Source organism: Rhodococcus sp. P4_F3_2 (assembly GCF_056401335.1).
Genome location: NZ_JBFUJN010000005.1, coordinates 81,492 through 99,215, shown reverse-complemented (window position 1 = coordinate 99,215; position 17,724 = coordinate 81,492). Strand labels below are relative to the sequence as shown.

The following is a 17,724-nucleotide window of genomic DNA, read 5'->3' as shown; positions in this document are numbered from 1 at the left end:
AGTTGCCGAGTTGCCGAGTTGCCGTGTTACCGAGTTCGATTTCTGTCGATCAGATCGGTGCGGCTGCCAGGCTGGACTTGGTGAGCTGGTCTTCGAGCTCGTAGGCAGCTGCATTCTTGCGCAGAGCTGCCGCAGCCGCGGTGAGCTCCTCGATTGCCCGATCGGTGGACGAGGCAAGGCTGCCCGAGATGGTGTTGAAGTAATTTGCCGCGCTACCGGACACTTCTTCGGATCCGGCTGGGAGAACGCGTAGCGTCGGCTGCGCAGTAGAGACGATTCCGCGCAATCGCGTCGCCGCAGACTCGAGTTCCATTGCGGCGGCAACTAGGGCTTGAGGGTCGACGTACATAGTGCCGACCTCCTTCCTGACCAGGGCGGATAAGTGGTCGGGAGGTCGTGCACACAGCCGTCGAAATCCCCCCCGCACATAGTTTGATGCATGCCGGCCGCTTTTGGTTCCCCCGGAATCGGACGACTTTGCCCTCAGCCCCAGCCGAGTTCGTGCAATCTGTCTTCTTCGATACCGAAGTAGTGCGCGATCTCGTGGATGACGGTCACGGCAACCTCGTGAACAACCTCGTCCTCGGATGCACAGATGTCGAGTATCGAATCGCGGAAAATAGTGACCGTGTCCGGCAGGTACCCACCGTAATGAGAATCCCGCTCGGTCAGAGCGACACCCTGATACAAACCGAGCAGCCCCGGTTCTTCCTCGTCACGCGCTTCGACAAGCACCACGACGTTGTCGATGGCCTTGGCAAGTTCGGGCGGAATCAGATCGAGCGCCTCGCCGACCAGTTCCTCGAACCGGTCGGGCGTCATAGTCACCGTCATGGCTTACGACGGCGGAGCTGCGCCGGGCAACGGCGTCGGCAACGACCGACCTTCCGGTGCAGCGGGTGGCGGGACCGGAGCGGCGCCGTTGATCAGGATTTCGCCCTTGGCGCTTCCGGTGATCGCGGCAAACCCGCCGGTTTCGACCTCTTTGCCGATCGAACAATTGACTCGGCGGCTACCGGCCAACCAGCTTTCCAGTGAAATGTTGTCCCAGAACAGCGTCAGTGTCTTGTCGCGAAGCGCGTCTGCGGAACCAAGGTACTCGTTGGACGCCTGAGTGCAGACGCCCTCGAGGTAACGGTCCTGATCTTCGACAGACGGCATTGCGCCCGGGAATTGAGTGCCGAGGTCGATCACCGAAATAACCTCGTATGCATGCGGTTTCGCGCAATCGACCGGATCGGTCGGGAGGTTCTGGTTGATGCCGATGCACGTGCCGACGTCCCACACGTTCGACTGGTCCTGGTCCGCCACGCGGCCCACGAACGGTTGTAGTTCGCCGGTCGTGGTCGAGAACTGCAAGCCGCAACGCAGTGCGCGCTCGCCCGAAGCCCAACCCGATTCGCTCGGGAACATCAGGCCGACGCTGAACTTGCCCTTGGGATCGAACTTCGAATCGAGGTAGGACATGACGATGGGTGTGCAGTGCTCGTCGCGGAGTTCGGCGAATCGAAGGGCGCCCGGGTACCGGGAACCGGGGCCGAACTCGGCGCCGGGGAACACCGACAGGTCGAGTGGTCCGGCAACCTCGAAGCGGTGTTCAGTTCCGCACTGAACCTTTGACATGTCCGTGCGGTCCCCGCCCGACTCGGTCGCAGGCGTCCAGTTGAGGCAGTCGCCGGCCGCAGCCGCGGTGAAGGCGTCGTCGCGAGTAGATCCCGTCGCTGCTGGACCGCCACCACTGACACTGACCGAGGACGAGTCGTCCTTGTTCAATCCACCGGAAATCGCGATCGTTGCGATCGCGGCGACCACCGCACCTACCGCCACAGCAGCCAGGACCCGACGGGTGCGACTCGCTGAGACAGTTTTCTTCGCCGGCGTCCCCTGGGGATCTGCCGGATCTGGCGACTTCTCGATCTTGTCTTCGGACATCGATTCCATCATGCCTGTTGCCGTGGCGATATCGAACCTTCACTACAAAACTCACAAACGCGTCTGTGAGTATTTTGTAATCATGAGCGAAAACACCCCACTCGATCCCGAGGCTGTCGAGCTGGCGGGCCGGCTCTTCGACATGGCACGAACCGGCGACGCGGCCGGGCTGGCGTCGTATGTCGATGCTGGAGTTCCCGTCAATCTGACCAACGAGAGTGGCGACACGCTCGTCATGTTGGCGGCGTATCACGGTCACGCTGACGCCGTCGTTGCCTTGATCGAGCGCGGCGCCGACGTCAACCGGCCCAACGACAAGAACCAGACACCCCTCGCCGGAGCCGTCTTCAAGGGCGAGGATGCGGTGGTGAAAGCGCTGGTGAGCGGGGGAGCCGACCCGAAAGGTGGACACCCGACTGCCGTCGACGCGGCTCGGATGTTCGGACGCGAGGACTACCTGAGTCTGCTCGAATCGTGATCTCTCCCTCTCCGACATGGACGTGACCGTCGGCGAGCTGCGGTGAGTGGGTAAAGTTCGAAGTCGTGATTGACCTCAAGTTTCTCCGTGAGAACCCCGAAATCGTCCGCGAGTCGCAGCGCACCCGTGGAGAAGATCCAGGACTGGTCGACGCTCTGCTCGAAGCCGACGCGTCCCGACGCGCTGCCGTTCTGACCGGAGACAACCTCCGCGCAGAGCAGAAGGCCTTCGGCAAGAAGGTCGGACAGGCATCTCCGGAGGAGCGTCCCGCGCTGCTCGAGGGTTCCAAGGAACTGGCGGCCAAGGTCAAGGAAGCCGAGGCCGCGCAACACGAGGCGCAGGCCGCGCTCGACGCCGCACACCGCGCGATTTCCAACGTCGTACAAGAAGGTGCGCCGGCCGGCGGCGAGGACGATTACATCGTGCTCGAACACGTCGGTGAGATTCCGAAGTTCGACTTCGAGCCGAAGGATCACCTCGAGCTGGGTGAGTCGCTCGGCCTGATCGACATGGAACGCGGCGCCAAGGTTTCGGGTTCGCGCTTCTACTTCATGACCGGCTACGGAGCCATGCTCCAGCTCGGACTGCTGCAGTTGGCTGCGCAGAAGGCGATCGCCAACGGATTCACGATGATGATTCCGCCGGTGCTCGTACGCCCGGAAATCATGGCGGGTACCGGCTTCCTCGGTGCTCACTCGGACGAGATCTACCACTTGCAGGATGACGACCTGTACCTTGTCGGAACTTCCGAGGTACCCATGGCCGGCTACCACTCGGGCGAGATCCTCGAACTGAACGAAGGCCCGAAGCGTTACGCCGGTTGGTCCTCGTGCTTCCGCCGTGAGGCCGGCAGCTACGGGAAGGACACCCGCGGCATCATCCGTGTCCATCAGTTCGACAAGGTAGAGATGTTCACGTACTGCCGTCCCGAGGATGCCGACGCCGAACACCAGCGTCTCCTCGGCTGGGAGCGAGACATGTTGGCCGCCATCGACGTTCCTTACCGCGTGATCGACGTCGCCGGCGGAGATCTCGGTTCTTCGGCTGCGCGTAAATTCGACTGCGAGGCATGGGTTCCGACGCAGGGCACCTACCGCGAGCTGACATCGACGTCCAACTGCACGACTTTCCAGGCCCGCCGCCTCGGAGTTCGGTACCGCGACGAGAACGGCAAGCCGCAGACGGCTGCCACTCTCAACGGCACCCTGGCAACGACGCGCTGGATCGTGTCGATTCTCGAGAACCATCAGCAGGCCGACGGCTCGGTGCGAGTGCCCGAGGCATTGGTGCCGTTCGTCGGCACGGATGTGCTTCGCTGACACACTGAACAAACACAATCAGGGCCGCGACGGACTCCGTCGCGGCCCTGATTCGTACTTTCGTACTGGTAGGTTTGGAACTTTTTCTGAACTGGCGGAATATCAAATTTTTCCCGCCGATTGACGAGTTGACCACCAAAAGCGTTGTCGATAGACCGCTTTGGCGTTAGTTTTGCGTTCAATCGGGCTTCCATACCCTGCTTTTCCATCCCCCGTCAGGTGATGTGAGGGTGAGTCCGGGGTGAATTGGACAAGTGTCTTGCCAAAAGTAGTACACGTACTAGTTTTTTCGTTATGTTGTGACGGCGCGCACACGTTTTGTCCGAATCCACTGCTTATGTTTGCCCTTCCGAAGGAAGTGCCCATGCCCCAAATCTCTCAGTTGCGGCGATTCGCCGTGCCCATAACCGGAACCGCCATGGTCGCGGGGATGCTGCTGATCGGCACGCCCGCATCCGCCGCGATCTCGACCACCGGTTTCAAAACAGCGTGTGTCGCAGGCTCCATCATCGGAGACGTCCACAAGGTCACCGACAACCTCATCACGGTCGACGCACCCGCTTCTGTCCAACCCGGCGAGACTTTCACCTACCGAATTCAGCCGAGCGGAACGTCGTATCCGGACAAGGATTCCGGCGCGACGACTACGAACCTGTCACGTCTCAAGGTCGACTACGCAATCCCGGCCAACGCGACGTTCGTTTCCGCGGCCGTCGTCGCGGGCACCTCGGTCGGACTCGACAGCGTCGCACCGAACGTTCTCAGGGTCAACGACTCTGGCAACGTCGACGGTAGCGGCGGGATCCTTCGGCTGTCCGGAAACAACCAGGTGATCGGCAACAGTCCGACGACGAGTACCAACTCGGAGGGAGGTATTCGAGTACCGAAGTCCAAGAAGAACCTCGATGGCTCGACAAACGGCAACGGAGACACCTGGTTCCGGCTTCCCGCAGTCGACGTGACAATGGTCGCTGGTGCGACGGGAGTGATCCAACCGAAGGTGAGGACCGCGGGTACGGCCGGCAACCTCGGTGCCAGCGAAAACTTCAGCACTCAGCTCGCAAAGGCGAGTTTCCTTGGTACACAGTGGGCGCCGACCCGTTGCTCGCCCCGCGAGAACAAGGACACCACACCGCTCAATGCCGGCGCGGGTCCGCTCGCGACAATCAGCATTGCTTCGGCTCCGGTCGATGTCGAGACGACGACGTCGTTGTCGGTTCCGGCGACGGCGATCACGGGCAGCGCGGTTGATCTGACCGCTACCGTGGCTCCGAACAACGCTGTCGGTACGGTGCAGTTCAAGTCGAACGGCACTGCGATCGGTTCGCCGGTGACGGTTTCCGGTGGAACCGCGACGCTGTCACATTCGTTCGATGCTGCTGGCGCGCAGAGCGTTACGGCTGACTACACCGCTGGTGCAGGGTTTGTCAGTTCGTCGGCGTCGGCTCAGACGGTGACCGTTTCGGATCCGGCTCCGGTGGATGTGGAGACGACGACGTCACTCTCGGTTCCGGCGACGGCGATCACGGGTGCGGCTGTTGATCTGACTGCGACCGTGGCTCCGAACAATGCGGTCGGTACGGTGCAGTTCAAGTCGAACGGCGCGGCGATCGGTTCGCCGGTGACAGTCTCCGCGGGTGTTGCGACGCTGTCGCATGCGTTCGATGCTGCTGGCGCGCAGAGTGTTACGGCTGACTACACCGCCGGTGCTGGCTTTGTGAGTTCGTCGGCGTCGGCTCAGACGGTGACGGTGTCGGATCCGGCTCCGGTGGATGTGGAGACGACGACGTCGCTCTCGGTTCCGGCGACGGCGATCACGGGTACGGCTGTTGATCTGACGGCAACGGTGGCTCCGAACAATGCTGTCGGGACGGTGCAGTTCAAGTCGAACGGTGCGGCGATCGGTTCCCCGGTGGCAGTCTCCGCGGGTGTTGCGACGCTGTCGCATTCCTTCGATGCTGCTGGCGCTCAGAGTGTTACGGCGGACTTCACCGCCGGTGCAGGGTTTGTCAGTTCGTCGGCATCGGCTCAGACGGTGACGGTCTCTGATCCGGCTCCGGTCGATGTGGAGACCACGACGTCGCTCTCGGTTCCGGCGACGGCGATCACGGGTACGGCGGTTGATCTGACGGCAACCGTGGCTCCGAACAATGCTGTCGGGACGGTGCAGTTCAAGTCGAACGGTGCGGCGATCGGTTCCCCGGTCACGGTGTCCGGTGGGACTGCGACGCTCTCGCATTCCTTCGATGCTGCTGGTGCACAAAGTGTTACCGCTGACTTCACCGCTGGTGCAGGGTTTGTCAGTTCCTCGGCGTCCGCTCAGACGGTGACCGTTTCGGATCCGGCTCCGGTCGATGTCGAGACCACGACGTCGCTCTCGGTTCCGGCGACGGCGATCACGGGTACGGCGGTTGATCTGACTGCGACGGTTGCTCCGAACAATGCTGTGGGTACGGTGCAGTTCAAGTCGAACGGCACGGCCATTGGTTCGCCGGTGGCAGTCTCCGCGGGTGTTGCGACGCTGTCGCATTCCTTCGATGCTGCTGGCGCTCAGAGTGTTACCGCTGACTTCACCGCTGGTGCAGGGTTTGTCAGTTCCTCGGCGTCTGCTCAGACGGTGACGGTCTCCGATCCGGCTCCGGTCGACAAGGCGACGAAGACGGTTCTGAGCGTTCAGGGTGAAGCCAAGGTCGGACTGCCTGTTGATCTCTTCGCGACAGTGTCCGAAGATCCCTCGGACGCCCTGGTGCCGTCCGGCGGAACGGTTCAGTTCAAGATCGGTGGAGTCGATCAGGGTGCCCCGGTCGCGGTTGTTGACGGAGTTGCCAAGCTGCCGCACGTGTTCGGAGCAGAAGGCACCTTTGTAGTCTCGGCTGTATTCAGTGGCTCCGGCGTGTTCACGTCGTCCACCGCGGAATCCGTCGACGTCAATGTCACGGTTCCGACCCCGTCGGATGTCGAAAGCTCTACGTCGTTGACGGCTCCGTCTTCGGCAAAGGTCGGCACGTCGGTGCAGCTGAAGGCTGTGGTCAGTTCTTCCGGCGCGACGTCGGGAACCGTCCAGTTCTTCGATGGAACGACTCCGATCGGAACGGCCGTCGATGTTGTCGGTGGGCAGGCTGTGTTGAGCCACACCTTCACCACGACCGGCAACCATTCGATCACCGCGGTCTACAGCGGAGCCCAGGGCGTCACGGGTTCCACGTCGACTGCATCGGTTGTGAACGTCGGTAACGGGGGCGGTGACTTCGGTTCGCTCGGATCGTTGTCGCTGCCGTTCGGGTCCTGATTCTCCGATGATGTGATGCCCCTTGCACCCGTCGGGTGCAAGGGGCATCACTCTTCGCGAATCGATGATTGGTCGTTAGCAGAACTATCGGCAATTCGTGAATATTTGTCTGAAATAACTGATACAAGTACTACTTTCGACGGGTACTGTACGAGCGTCCAGCTCCATTCTGATTTCCGCTCTGTTCGAGTGACCTCCTTCCGTGCGGATCCCGATCCACGTCTGTTGCTAGCTGAGGAGAGTTCGTGTTGGTGAGAAGAAGTTCCGCGGTTGTGGTGGCGGCGTTGGTCGGTGGCGTGCTGGTGGCAGGTGGTGTTGCTTCGGCTGCTCCGACGTCATCTCCCGCGGTGGAGAACACGATCGGGTTCAAACTGGGTTGCGATGGTTACGAGCACCCTGGCTTGGGCAGCATCTCCGACGAATTCCACTCCACGGGCGTGACCATCTCGGCTCCGGAGAAGGTCGCGGCGGGGTCGACGTTCACCTACCGAGTCCAGCCAGGTGCGATGACTGTTCCCACGAGTGGTCATGCGGGGCGTTCGGCGATCAGGTGGACACGGATGAAGTACGACTTCGACATTCCTGCGGGGGTGTCGTTGGTCGATGCTCAGGTAGTGGCGGGTACGTCGTCGAATTTGTCGGGTGCGGCGCCCTCGGTAATTCGAATCAACGACGGTGGTTCGCCGGATGCTGCGGGCACTCACTTGCGTATTTCGGGGAACAATCAGACTGCTGACTCCAATGGCGGTGGTGGAAACGGTCCGAGTACAAGTAAGAACGATGATGGCGGAATCGGCGCGGAGGCTGGAAAGACTTTCCGGTTGCCGGCGATCGATGTGACGGTGATTGCGGGTGGTGCGGGTAGCACTGTGCAGCCGAAGTTAAGGGTGACGGATGGCAATTCGGGATCCTTTGATTCTCCGAAAAATGCCTTCACCTTCTTGCAGCGCGAGAAGGACGTCTTCACCGTCGCATACTGGGAGAGGTACAACTGCTCTCCGCATGACTCACGCAGCGCGGGATTGAATGCGGGTGGTCAGGCATTGGCCACCGTCAACGTCGTCTCGCAGGTGGCGACCACGACCGCAGTGACGTCCGGCGCGTCGGCAACGATCGGTCAATCGACGGATTTGATTGCGCAGGTCTCCCCGGCGCCGACAGGCGGCACCGTTCAGTTCAAGGATGGCGGGACTGACATCAGCGCCCCGGTGGCCGTCGTCAATGGCGTTGCCACACTGCCACATACATTCACCGCGGCGGGAGATCACTCCATCACCGCTGTGTACGACGGAGTTCTCGAGTTCTTGACCTCAACGTCACCGGCGCGCACAGTGAGCGTGGCTGCTGCCGATGTACAGACGACCACGGCGCTGACAGTTCCGAGCAGCGCCGTCGAGCAGACCTCGGTCGCGCTGACCGCAAACATCTCTCCGGCAGCTGACGGCGGAACGGTCCAGTTCAAGGACGGTGGCACAGACATCGGCGGACCGATCGCGGTGACTGCCGGCGGAGCGACCCTGGATCACACGTTCACTACGACGGGATCGCACTCGATCACTGCGGTCTACTCAGGCACTGCAGGTTTTGGTGGTTCGACCGCGCAAGCTCAGACCATCGAGATCTCGAGCTCAGCGCTGAGTACGACTACAACGCTTCAAGTTCCGGCTGCTGCGATCACGGGTACTGCGGTTGATCTGACGGCGACGGTTGCTCCTTCCAACGCTGTCGGTACGGTGCAGTTCAAGTCGAACGGCACGGCGATCGGTTCCCCGGTCACGGTGTCCGGTGGGACTGCGACGCTCTCGCATTCGTTCGATGCTGCTGGCGCTCAGAGCATTACGGCTGACTTCACCGCTGGTGCAGGCTTCGTCAGCTCCTCGGCATCGGCCCAGACGGTGACGGTGTCCGATCCGGCTCCCATCGATGTGGAGACGACGACGTCGCTCTCGGTTCCGGCGACGGCGATCACGGGTGCGGCTGTTGATCTGACTGCGACGGTTGCTCCGAACAATGCGGTGGGCACTGTGCAGTTCAAGTCGAACGGCACAGCCATTGGTTCACCGGTGACAGTTTCCGGTGGAACCGCGACGCTGTCGCATTCGTTCGATGTTGTTGGTGCTCAGAGTGTTACGGCTGACTTCACCGCCGGTGCTGGCTTTGTGAGTTCGTCGGCGTCGGCTCAGACGGTGACCGTGTCCGATCCGGCTCCCATCGATGTCGAGACCACGACGTCGCTCTCGGTTCCCGCTACGGCAACTACGGGTGCGGCGGTTGATCTGACTGCGACGGTTGCTCCGAACAATGCTGTGGGCACGGTGCAGTTCAAGTCGAACGGCACGGCGATCGGTTCCCCGGTCACGGTGTCCGGTGGGACTGCGACGCTCTCGCATTCGTTCGATGCTGCTGGCGCGCAGAGCGTTACGGCGGACTTCACCGCTGGTGCAGGGTTTGTGAGTTCGTCGGCGTCGGCTCAGACGGTGACCGTTTCGGATCCGGCTCCGGTGGATGTCGAGACCACGACGTCGCTGTCGGTTCCGGCTACGGCAATCACGGGTACTGCGGTTGATCTGACGGCGACGGTTGCTCCGAACAATGTGGTGGGCACTGTGCAGTTCAAGTCGAACGGCACGGCCATTGGTTCACCGGTGACAGTTTCCGGTGGGGCCGCGACGCTCTCGCACATCTTCGATGCTGCTGGTGCTCAGAGCATTACCGCGGACTTCACCGCTGGTTCCGGATTCAAGAACTCGGTTGCGAGTGCGAAGTCAGTTCAGGTGAGTGTTGCCGACCAGGAATCCGTCGTCGAACTGAATATCCCCACCGACGCCAAAACTGGTGTGGCGACCGACTTGTGGGCAACAGTCCGAACGTCGTCGGATGACGCTGTCGGCGTCGGAACCGTGCAGTTCTACGACGGTGGCGTCGCGATCGGCGGTCCTGAAGCGGTTACGGCCGGCGCTGCTGGTCTGTCGCATACGTTTACCTCTGCGGGTGCGCACAGCATCACGGCGGTTTACTCGGGAGGAGCCGGTGTAGTCGGGTCCTCGGCCCAGGCGCGGACGGTGAATGTAACGGACCCTGCGCCTTCGGATGTCACCACGGAGACTGTGGTGACGGTGCCTGCCGATGGTGTGGTGAACAAGTCGGTGACCCTGTCGGCGACTGTCAGTTCGGTGCAGAACGGTGGAACGGTGCAGTTCATGGATGGGGACACCCCGGTCGGTGACGCTGTGCCAGTGGTCAACGGGATCGCGGCGCTGAACCACACCTTCACCACAACCGGCGCGCATTCGATTTCGGCAATCTACAGCGGCGCAGCCGGATTCACAGGCTCCACCTCGGCGGCCCACGCAATTCAGATCAAGGCTGCAACCGGCGGTGGCACGGGCAGCCTCGGTTCAGGCAGCGCTGGCTCGAGCGATTTCCTTCCCTTCGGTTCCTGACCGAAGCAGTTCAGGTCGCGGCCCCGAGGCAGTATCCCTCGGGGCCGATCGACAGGGTGAACTGCATCGACCGTGAGTTACCGGTTCCGTCGCTGACGGGCAGGGTGACACGGACGTAGTCGCCGCGAACCGGAGTGACTGTTGCAGCGTCGGCGTCGAAAGACTTGATACCGGCCAGCTGATTCGGATCGAGCTTGAGTGGCGGCTGGCCGGTGGCGCCGGTGCCGTCGGGATCCCACGGGCTGTTGCCGGGGCAGATCAGTGGATAGAACGTCTCGACGTCGCGGGTATTGACCGGCCGTCCCGTGGCGCGTGAGAGAAACCGGACGACGGCGTGGGAAGCGTCGGCCGCGGTGTAGAAGTTTGATTGCCCCGCAGGGAAGACGAACGGGCACGCATAGCCGGAAGCGATCTCCGAGCGCTTGGCGGCGACGGAGAGTCCGCCTCCACTCCAGGTGACCGCGTACTGGCCGTCGACGCCTGGTGCGGCGATGGCCGTCAAGATGGCGGGCACATCCGAGTATCGGTCGGCAATTGTTGTGGGCGGCATCGTCCAGCATGCGTTCGTGAGCGCGTCGACGTCCAAAGACACCAGGTCCGTTGCCCAGGCCGCCAAGGCCGGCGCAGCAGCCGGATTACCGGGCACGTCACCAACCGGAGGTGGCGCGACCGGCGTGGCGGGCGCAGTGGTGGTCGTGGGCGCGAGAGTGGTTGTCGTCGTGGTTTCCGTCGTAGGCGGAGACGGTTCGTCCGTCAGGATTCCTGTCCGTCCGTCGTCCTCACATGCGGTTATCGCCAACGTCATGGCGAGTGCGACTGCCCCCACTGCCGCTCGTCCTGCCGACTTCATTCGTTCTTACGCCCCTTTTGCGACATTCTGACCAACATCCACCCCATAACTGCTGCGGGTCAGATCACGGATTCCCGTCTACGCTAGCGAACTGTGGATCCCGTTTACAGAACAGTCATCGGCATCGCCCGTACCGTCTTCGCTTTCGAGGGCCTGAAGTTCTCCGTCAAGGGAGAGCAGAACATCCCGGCGTCCGGTGGCGCCGTGATCGCGATCAACCACACCGGATACATGGACTTCACGTATGCGGGACTGCCGGCGCGGACCCCCAAGCGCTACATCCGGTTCATGGCGAAGAAGGAGGTCTTCGACAACAAGATCTCCGGACCGATCATGCGGGCCCTCAAGCACATCCCGGTCGACCGCGGCGCGGGCGCCGACTCCTACAAGGCGGCCGTAGATTTCCTGAAGCGCGGCGAATTGGTGGGTGTGTACCCCGAAGCGACGATCAGTCGGAGCTTCGAGATCAAGGAATTCAAGTCCGGAGCCGCCCGGATGGCGATCGAGGCGGGCGTCCCGATCGTTCCCGTCGTCATCTGGGGCGCTCAGCGCGTGTGGACGAAGGGTTATCCGAAGCGGTTGGGCCGCACCAACACTCCCATCTCCATTGCCGTCGGCGAGCCGATTGCACCTTTCGAACCGGCGAGTGAGCTGACGGCGAAGCTACGGTCGACGATGCAGGAGTTGCTGCTCGATCTGCAGAAGGACTACGACCATCCCGCCGGCGAGTACTGGGTACCGGCCCGCCTCGGTGGCAGCGCGCCGACGCTCGAGCAGGCCGACAAGATGGATGCCGACGAGGCCGAGGCGAAAGCCAAAGCACGTGAGGCGCGGAAGTCCGAAGGCTGACCCATGTCCTTCGAACCCGTTTACACCGCCGTCGAGGTAGTCGCGCGTGGTCTGAGCGGTTTCCAGGGCGTGAAAGTCACCCGCACCGGGACGGAACACGTCCCGGTGTCCGGCGGTGCCGTCATCGCGATCAACCACACGAGTTACCTCGATTTCATACCGGCGGCCCTGGCGGTCGGCACCGCGAAACGCAAGCTCAGAGTGATGGCCAAGGCTGAGCTGGCGGACAACAAGGTCCTCGGCTTCCTCATGCGTGGATGCGGCGTCATCGAAGTGGACCGCTCCGCCGGAGCGCAGGCGTATCGAGCCGGAGTCGACGCCCTCGAGCGTGGCGAATTGGTGGGCGTCTACCCGGAAGCGACAATCAGCCGGAGCTTCGAGATCAAGGAAATGAAATCCGGAGCAGCTCGGATGGCCATCGACGCCGGCGTGCCGATAATTCCGCTGATCGTCTGGGGCGCCCAGCGGATCGTCACCAAAGGCGGACCGAAAAATCTGGGCCGCAATCATTTCCCGATCTCGGTGGAAGTGGGCGCACCGATCGATCCGGTCGAACCCGCCGAAGCGCTCAGCGAGATCCTGCGCATCGAGATGGATGCGATCCTGCGCCACGTTCAGGACGGGTTCGTGCACGAGCCCGGGGCGTACTGGGTGCCTCGCCGACTCGGCGGTGGCGCGCCGACGCCGGCGGAAGCCGCGGCCATGGACGCACAGGAACGCGCGAAGCGGGCGCGCTGAGCGAGACCGTCGTACCGGGCAGGCACAATGGCGGTGTGAGCCCAGACCGTCGTATCAGCCCTGACCGCCCAACCTTGGTTGCGACCGATGTCGACGGCACCCTCATCGATCACGACGAGTTGGTCAGTGCCCGCACCCGCGCCGCCGTGCATGCCGTCGTCGAATCCGGCACGCCGTTCCTGCTGGCAACCGGACGTCCTCCGCGTTGGATTTCGCCCGTCGTCGAAGGTTTGGGATACGCGCCACTCGCGGTCTGCGCCAACGGTGCTGTTGTCTACGACAGTTACGCCGACCGCGTCCTCAGCGCCGCGACCTTGTCGGTCGACGCACTCACCGAACTCTCCGAGCTGGCTCTGGTTGCACTTCCCGGGTCGGGATTGGCCGCGGAACGGGTGGGGGAGAGCGCACACGACGCCGCCACCCCACAGTTCGTCAGCTCACCAGATTACGAACACGCCTGGCTCAACCCGGACAACACCGAGATGTCCGAGGACGAAGTGCTTGCGGCGCCGGCCGTCAAACTCCTGATTCGCCGTCCAGGCATGACCAGCACGGCGATGTACGACACGCTCGCCCCGCACGTCGGTGCGCTCGCCGACATGACGTACTCCACCGAGAACGGACTGATCGAACTCTCGGCGCCGGGAATCACGAAAGCGTCCGGCCTGGTTGCCGCGGCCGAAAGGTTCGGCTTCGACCTGTCGGGTCTGGTTGCCTTCGGGGACATGCCCAACGACATCCCGATGCTGGGGATGGCACGCCTCGGCGTTGCCATGGGCAACGCTCACCCCGAAGCCAAAGCCGCAGCCGACGAGGTCACCGACACCAATTCGGCGCACGGGGTCGCAAAAGTCCTCGAGCGCTGGTGGTCGTAGAACCCACCAGCGCCCGAGGACGTGTACTGCGCGAGTGTCAGCCGACAGGCGCGCTGTTGGCCATTTCCTGGGCAAAGGTCTCGTTGTAGGTCTTGAGGACCTTCGTGACCATGCCGGTGATCTGGTTGAAGATCAGCGAACCGTTCTCGAAGTCGCTGCGCAGGCCGTCCGGGATCGAGTATTCGTCCGAGATCGGCAATCCGAGTTCACCCGCGTCGGAACCGAAGCTCTGCCACGACTTGAAGATCTCGCCGAGCACGGTGAACACTCCGCCGTTGGGTGAGGTGTAGACAGCGCCGTTCTGGAACAACGCACCCTGGTTGCCGAGCTTCGCCTGCAGGATTCCGGACAGCGCCTGGCCGAGGCGTCCGAGGTCACCACCTTCGGCGATCCACTTCTGCGCGAGCGGTGAATTGTCGGTGATCTTCAGAATCTGGGTGACCAGATCCGGGATCGACGATCCGGTGCCACCGGTGACCGTGTCGACCGGAGTGGTCGGCTTGGGCGCAGGCGTCGACGGATTGGAGGGGTTCGACGGGTTCAACGATCCGCCGATATTCGCGGCCGCGATGTTCCGGATGTCGTTCATGTGTGCGTATGCGGCATCACCAGGGCAAGCCGTGTTTCCGACGTCGCGGTGGGCGAAGATGATCGGCAGATCCACTGCTGCGCCCTGCGGGTACGGAGTGAACTCCGTGCCCTCGGAGTACATCGTCGTTCGGCCCTTCGGGTCGAGGCCGGCCAGGCCGAGCTTCCATCCGAGGAACTTGCCGACGGCGTTGAGCGTCGCCTGCGAAGGCTCGACGGTGGAGTAGTCACCCATCATCGCGATACCGGTGGTGTTCTCGTTGAAGCCGCCGGCGTGCGCGCCCTGAACTGCTTTGTCGAGTCCGCCTGCGCGGCCTTCGAAGGTCTGACCGTACTTGTCGACGAGGACGTTGTATCCGACGTCGCACCAGCCGAGAGTCCGTGCGTGGTAGGCGTAGATCGAGCGGACGATGCCGGCCGATTCTTCCTTGGTGTAGTTGTTGCTGCCCGCGGTGTGGTGAACGGTTGCTCCACCGGTGAAGTCGTCGTACGTGGGGGAGTCGCAGCGAAGTGACTCGTCGGCTCCCCACTGTGCGCGGGTGATGACGGAGGGTCCACTGCCGCCGAGCGGTGCCGCGACTGCCTGCAGATTGCTGTCCGCGTCGCTGGTACCCGGATCGATCAACACTGCGGTAACGGCATCTGCTGCCGTCGTCGCCTGGCGAAGCGGCTTGGACACCGAAGCCGGGGTGTACCCGAGTTCGCCGGTGGCTGCGGGTGCTTCCGCAGGCGCAGGTGCTTCGGCCGGCGCTTCGGCAGGCACAGGCGCTTCAGCAGGTGCTTCGACAGGTGCGGGTGCGGCTTCCGGAGCCGGCACAGCTTCGGCCGCGGGGGCAGCGACACCCTGCGGGGTGAGGATCTGGATGGACTTGGTGGCGCCGACGAAGACAGGTTCGGTGGCGGTACCGGCGTTGGTGGCCTGATCCGAACTGGCGGAGTCGATGGCGTCAGGGGTGAACCACGGACCCCAGGTGCCGTCCTCGGCCAGGGCGCGGACCTTGGACTGCGCCGAGGCGAGCGTGTCCGAGGTCAACGCGACCATGCTGAACGGAGTGTCGCGGGTGACTTCCTTGACCACGGCACCTGGCTCTTCCTCGGAGGGAACCGGAGCGGTTTCGGTCGGGGCCCCGGGAGCAGCGGGTGCCGGGAAGAGCTCGGTCGGCAACGTGATCCCTGGAGGTAGCGGGATTTCGGTCGGGAGCTTGAGGTTTCTGAGATCGCCCAGGTTGATGTCGGGGAGATCGAGACCGGTCAGCTCCTTGACCGGAATGATGATGTCGGGCACCGACGCGAGGAGCACCTCTGCGATCTGGGTCGGCACTGCTACTGACGTCGTTTCGTTCGCGGAACGTACATCGGACGTAGTGCTCGTGAAGCCGTAGACCGCAAAAGGACTTGCGACAGCCACTGCGGCTACAGCCCCGAGTACGAGCGAGGGCTTCGGTCGACGGTGTGGCAAGGGATTACTCCTCGGTTGTAGTTACTTGCGAGCGAACTTCAGGGCCGATGACGGCCGTGAACGGAATCCTTCAAAACCGGATCCGAGCAGGTCGGATGCCATGTTCTGGGGTTGAACTCCAGTTTTCGGACGCGTACGTCTGCAACTCGTGATGCTGATGTGACTCGTGTGACTGGTGTTGCTAACTCCAAACACTCTTGCCACACTAGTCACAAAAGTCCATAACGCTCAACCTTAGGGTGAGACTTTAGTTAAATCGTTGTGGACTGGCCTGCGCGCGAAGTACCGACTTCGCGGACTCGTGAGGCCGGTAGCGATGAGGAGAGCATTGATGGCGAGAAGCGGAAGAAGCGGAACTGCAGGTAAGAAGCCTGTGTCCGGTCGCGCAGGTCGCTTTCTGGTGGGCGGACCCGGGAGGCGAACCTCGCTGATGCGGGTCTCGGTCCTCGGTCTCGTTCCGGCTCTTGCGCTCGGCGTCGCGATCGGAGGTTTCACGCAAATCCGCGCTGACGAGCCGTCGATCCTGCACGCCGTCGCCGCCGATACACAATTCACGCTCTCCGGTCACGGCAACGGACACGGCCGCGGAATGGGGCAGTGGGGCGCTTACGGCTACGCCAAGAACGACGGCTGGTCCGGCGAGCGAATCCTCAGTCACTACTACGGCGGAACCGTCCTGGACTCCTTGCCGCCCGCCCAGATGAGTGTGCGGCTCACGGCCCAGGACAACTCGACGCTCGACGTCTACTCCGACGCCGGCCTCGTGGTCAACGGTCAGCGCACCGCGCCGGGCGAGGCTGCCCATCTCACTGCACTGCCCGGTGGCGGTGCGCAGGTGGTTGTCACCAGCGGGTGTGGTGGCGGGGTTGTCTGGGAAGCGGTCACCGAGCATCCGTGGGTGGATCCTGTGGATCTCAGTCCCGATCGACCCGCCGACCAGTTCCTGAAGCTGTGCAACAACGACGCGCCCTATCGCGGCGCCCTCGGCGTAGTGCTCGACAACGGCTCGGCTCGGACGGTCAATCTCCTCGACATGGAGGACTACCTGCTCGGCGTGGTGCCGGTCGAGGCGAAAGCCGAATGGGCCGATTCCGGTGGGGCCGAAGCACTACGGGCGCAAGCCGTGGCGGCGCGCTCGTACGCTGCGACCGAGCATCGCAGCTCGTACGCCGACACGTGCGACACTCAGGACTGCCAGGTCTACGGCGGAGCTGGCAAGGAAGATCCCCGGACCACTGAAGCCGTTCGGTCCACCGCCGGCGCCGTTCTGTCGCGTGACGGCAAGATTGTTGCCACCGAATTCTCTTCGTCCACAGGAGGTTACAGCTCCGGCGGTGAATTCCCGGCCGTCGAGGATCTCGGTGACGCCCTTTCGCCCAATCACGACTGGACAGTGAATCTGACCGCGGGTGAGATTGCGGACGCCTTCGATGTGGGCGAGCTGCAATCGCTCAAGATTCTCTCGCGCAACGGATTCGGTACCGACGGCGGGCGAGTGACGGCAGTCGAGGTGGTCGGAACAGATGCAACTGTTGGCGCCACCGGAATGCAGTTCCGTCAGAAACTCGGCCTGAAATCGGACTGGTTTACCGTCGGCGACGGCGCTGGTGTGGTAGTGGCACCGGATTCGGAATCGACAGTGCCGGAATCCAATTCGCCATTCGGCGATCCATCGGGTACGGTTACGGAGACGCAGATCGAGAAGAAGTATCGGGAGCTCGGCGGTGAAAGCGGCTCTCTCGGTGCTCCTGCCGGCCCGGAGATGCAGTTGCCCTCCGAAGCAGGCACTTTCCGTGTCTACGAAAACGGAACCATCATCTGGACAAAGGTTTTGGGTGCGCAGGTAGTTGATGCCAACGTGCTCCGCGAGTGGATACCGACGGGCGGAAGCTAGGGGAAGGTCG

At 62.8% G+C, this 17,724-nt stretch carries 13 protein-coding genes; 8 read left to right on the top strand and 5 right to left on the bottom strand.

What is annotated here, in order from left to right:
* Window positions 1-49 precede the first annotated feature (49 nt).
* The 3 genes from AC1DWA_RS06795 to AC1DWA_RS06785 form a co-directional block, all read right to left on the bottom strand.
* The gene (locus AC1DWA_RS06795; RefSeq protein ID WP_029254193.1) at window positions 50-349 is read right to left on the bottom strand and encodes a PE family protein; all 300 of its coding nucleotides are present in this window, start codon (window positions 347-349) and stop codon (window positions 50-52) included.
* A 134-nt stretch (window positions 350-483) separates the two neighbouring features.
* A complete protein-coding gene (locus tag AC1DWA_RS06790) occupies window positions 484-834 on the bottom strand; it encodes a metallopeptidase family protein (RefSeq protein WP_007736028.1) in 351 nt (116 codons plus the stop codon).
* A gap of 3 nt (window positions 835-837) precedes the next feature.
* On the bottom strand, window positions 838-1,944 hold the full coding sequence (locus tag AC1DWA_RS06785; protein WP_019746391.1) for a septum formation family protein: 1,107 nt from the start codon (window positions 1,942-1,944) through the stop codon (window positions 838-840).
* Window positions 1,945-2,014: 70 nt separating this feature from the next.
* Here AC1DWA_RS06785 and AC1DWA_RS06780 point away from each other — a divergent pair, with 70 nt between their 5' ends.
* From AC1DWA_RS06780 to AC1DWA_RS06765, 4 genes are all read left to right on the top strand, one after another.
* On the top strand, window positions 2,015-2,410 hold the full coding sequence (locus AC1DWA_RS06780; protein ID WP_003945404.1) for an ankyrin repeat domain-containing protein: 396 nt from the start codon (window positions 2,015-2,017) through the stop codon (window positions 2,408-2,410).
* 65 nt (window positions 2,411-2,475) lie between these two features.
* Window positions 2,476-3,729: a serine--tRNA ligase gene (gene serS, locus AC1DWA_RS06775; RefSeq protein WP_007736032.1), complete on the top strand. Its 1,254-nt coding sequence runs from the start codon at window positions 2,476-2,478 to the stop codon at window positions 3,727-3,729.
* Window positions 3,730-4,093: 364 nt separating this feature from the next.
* Entirely contained in the window at window positions 4,094-7,018 is a 2,925-nt protein-coding gene (locus AC1DWA_RS06770) for a beta strand repeat-containing protein (RefSeq protein WP_477846173.1), read from the top strand.
* 251 nt (window positions 7,019-7,269) lie between these two features.
* Window positions 7,270-10,461 carry a beta strand repeat-containing protein gene (locus tag AC1DWA_RS06765; protein WP_477846172.1) on the top strand — a complete coding sequence of 1,064 codons (3,192 nt, stop codon included), beginning with the start codon at window positions 7,270-7,272 and terminating at the stop codon, window positions 10,459-10,461.
* 10 nt (window positions 10,462-10,471) lie between these two features.
* Here the strand turns inward: AC1DWA_RS06765 and AC1DWA_RS06760 are convergent, their stop codons facing one another.
* Window positions 10,472-11,311, bottom strand: coding sequence for a hypothetical protein (locus AC1DWA_RS06760; protein WP_060939538.1), 840 nt, complete (start codon window positions 11,309-11,311; stop codon window positions 10,472-10,474).
* Between the two features lie 93 nt (window positions 11,312-11,404).
* On the opposite strand from AC1DWA_RS06760, the gene AC1DWA_RS06755 reads away from it, so the two are divergent.
* The 3 genes from AC1DWA_RS06755 to AC1DWA_RS06745 are packed head-to-tail and all read left to right on the top strand — an operon-like array spanning window position 11,405 to window position 13,773.
* Window positions 11,405-12,160 carry a lysophospholipid acyltransferase family protein gene (locus AC1DWA_RS06755; protein WP_020905757.1) on the top strand — a complete coding sequence of 252 codons (756 nt, stop codon included), beginning with the start codon at window positions 11,405-11,407 and terminating at the stop codon, window positions 12,158-12,160.
* Between the two features lie 3 nt (window positions 12,161-12,163).
* Entirely contained in the window at window positions 12,164-12,898 is a 735-nt protein-coding gene (locus AC1DWA_RS06750; RefSeq protein ID WP_029254200.1) for a lysophospholipid acyltransferase family protein, read from the top strand.
* 53 nt (window positions 12,899-12,951) lie between these two features.
* Window positions 12,952-13,773 (top strand): Cof-type HAD-IIB family hydrolase, encoded by an 822-nt coding sequence (locus AC1DWA_RS06745; RefSeq protein WP_024488043.1) that lies wholly within the window; start codon window positions 12,952-12,954, stop codon window positions 13,771-13,773.
* A gap of 37 nt (window positions 13,774-13,810) precedes the next feature.
* On the opposite strand, the gene AC1DWA_RS06740 is transcribed toward AC1DWA_RS06745, so the two are convergent.
* Window positions 13,811-15,820, bottom strand: coding sequence for an N-acetylmuramoyl-L-alanine amidase (locus AC1DWA_RS06740; RefSeq protein WP_477846171.1), 2,010 nt, complete (start codon window positions 15,818-15,820; stop codon window positions 13,811-13,813).
* Between the two features lie 331 nt (window positions 15,821-16,151).
* Here AC1DWA_RS06740 and AC1DWA_RS06735 point away from each other — a divergent pair, with 331 nt between their 5' ends.
* Window positions 16,152-17,714, top strand: coding sequence for a SpoIID/LytB domain-containing protein (locus AC1DWA_RS06735; protein ID WP_264613756.1), 1,563 nt, complete (start codon window positions 16,152-16,154; stop codon window positions 17,712-17,714).
* Window positions 17,715-17,724: the final 10 nt, after the last annotated feature.

Excerpts from the sequence above, each read along its gene's own strand:
- AC1DWA_RS06780 (WP_003945404.1), top strand. The coding sequence starts at position 2,015 with ATGAGCGAAAACACCCCACTCGATCCCGAGGCTGTCGAGCTGGCGGGC.
- AC1DWA_RS06790 (WP_007736028.1), bottom strand. The coding sequence starts at position 834 with ATGACGGTGACTATGACGCCCGACCGGTTCGAGGAACTGGTCGGCGAG.
- AC1DWA_RS06785 (WP_019746391.1), bottom strand. The coding sequence starts at position 1,944 with ATGATGGAATCGATGTCCGAAGACAAGATCGAGAAGTCGCCAGATCCG.
- AC1DWA_RS06795 (WP_029254193.1), bottom strand. The coding sequence starts at position 349 with ATGTACGTCGACCCTCAAGCCCTAGTTGCCGCCGCAATGGAACTCGAG.
- AC1DWA_RS06770 (WP_477846173.1), top strand. The coding sequence starts at position 4,094 with ATGCCCCAAATCTCTCAGTTGCGGCGATTCGCCGTGCCCATAACCGGA.
- AC1DWA_RS06735 (WP_264613756.1), top strand. The coding sequence starts at position 16,152 with ATGGCGAGAAGCGGAAGAAGCGGAACTGCAGGTAAGAAGCCTGTGTCC.
- AC1DWA_RS06760 (WP_060939538.1), bottom strand. The coding sequence starts at position 11,311 with ATGAAGTCGGCAGGACGAGCGGCAGTGGGGGCAGTCGCACTCGCCATG.
- AC1DWA_RS06750 (WP_029254200.1), top strand. The coding sequence starts at position 12,164 with ATGTCCTTCGAACCCGTTTACACCGCCGTCGAGGTAGTCGCGCGTGGT.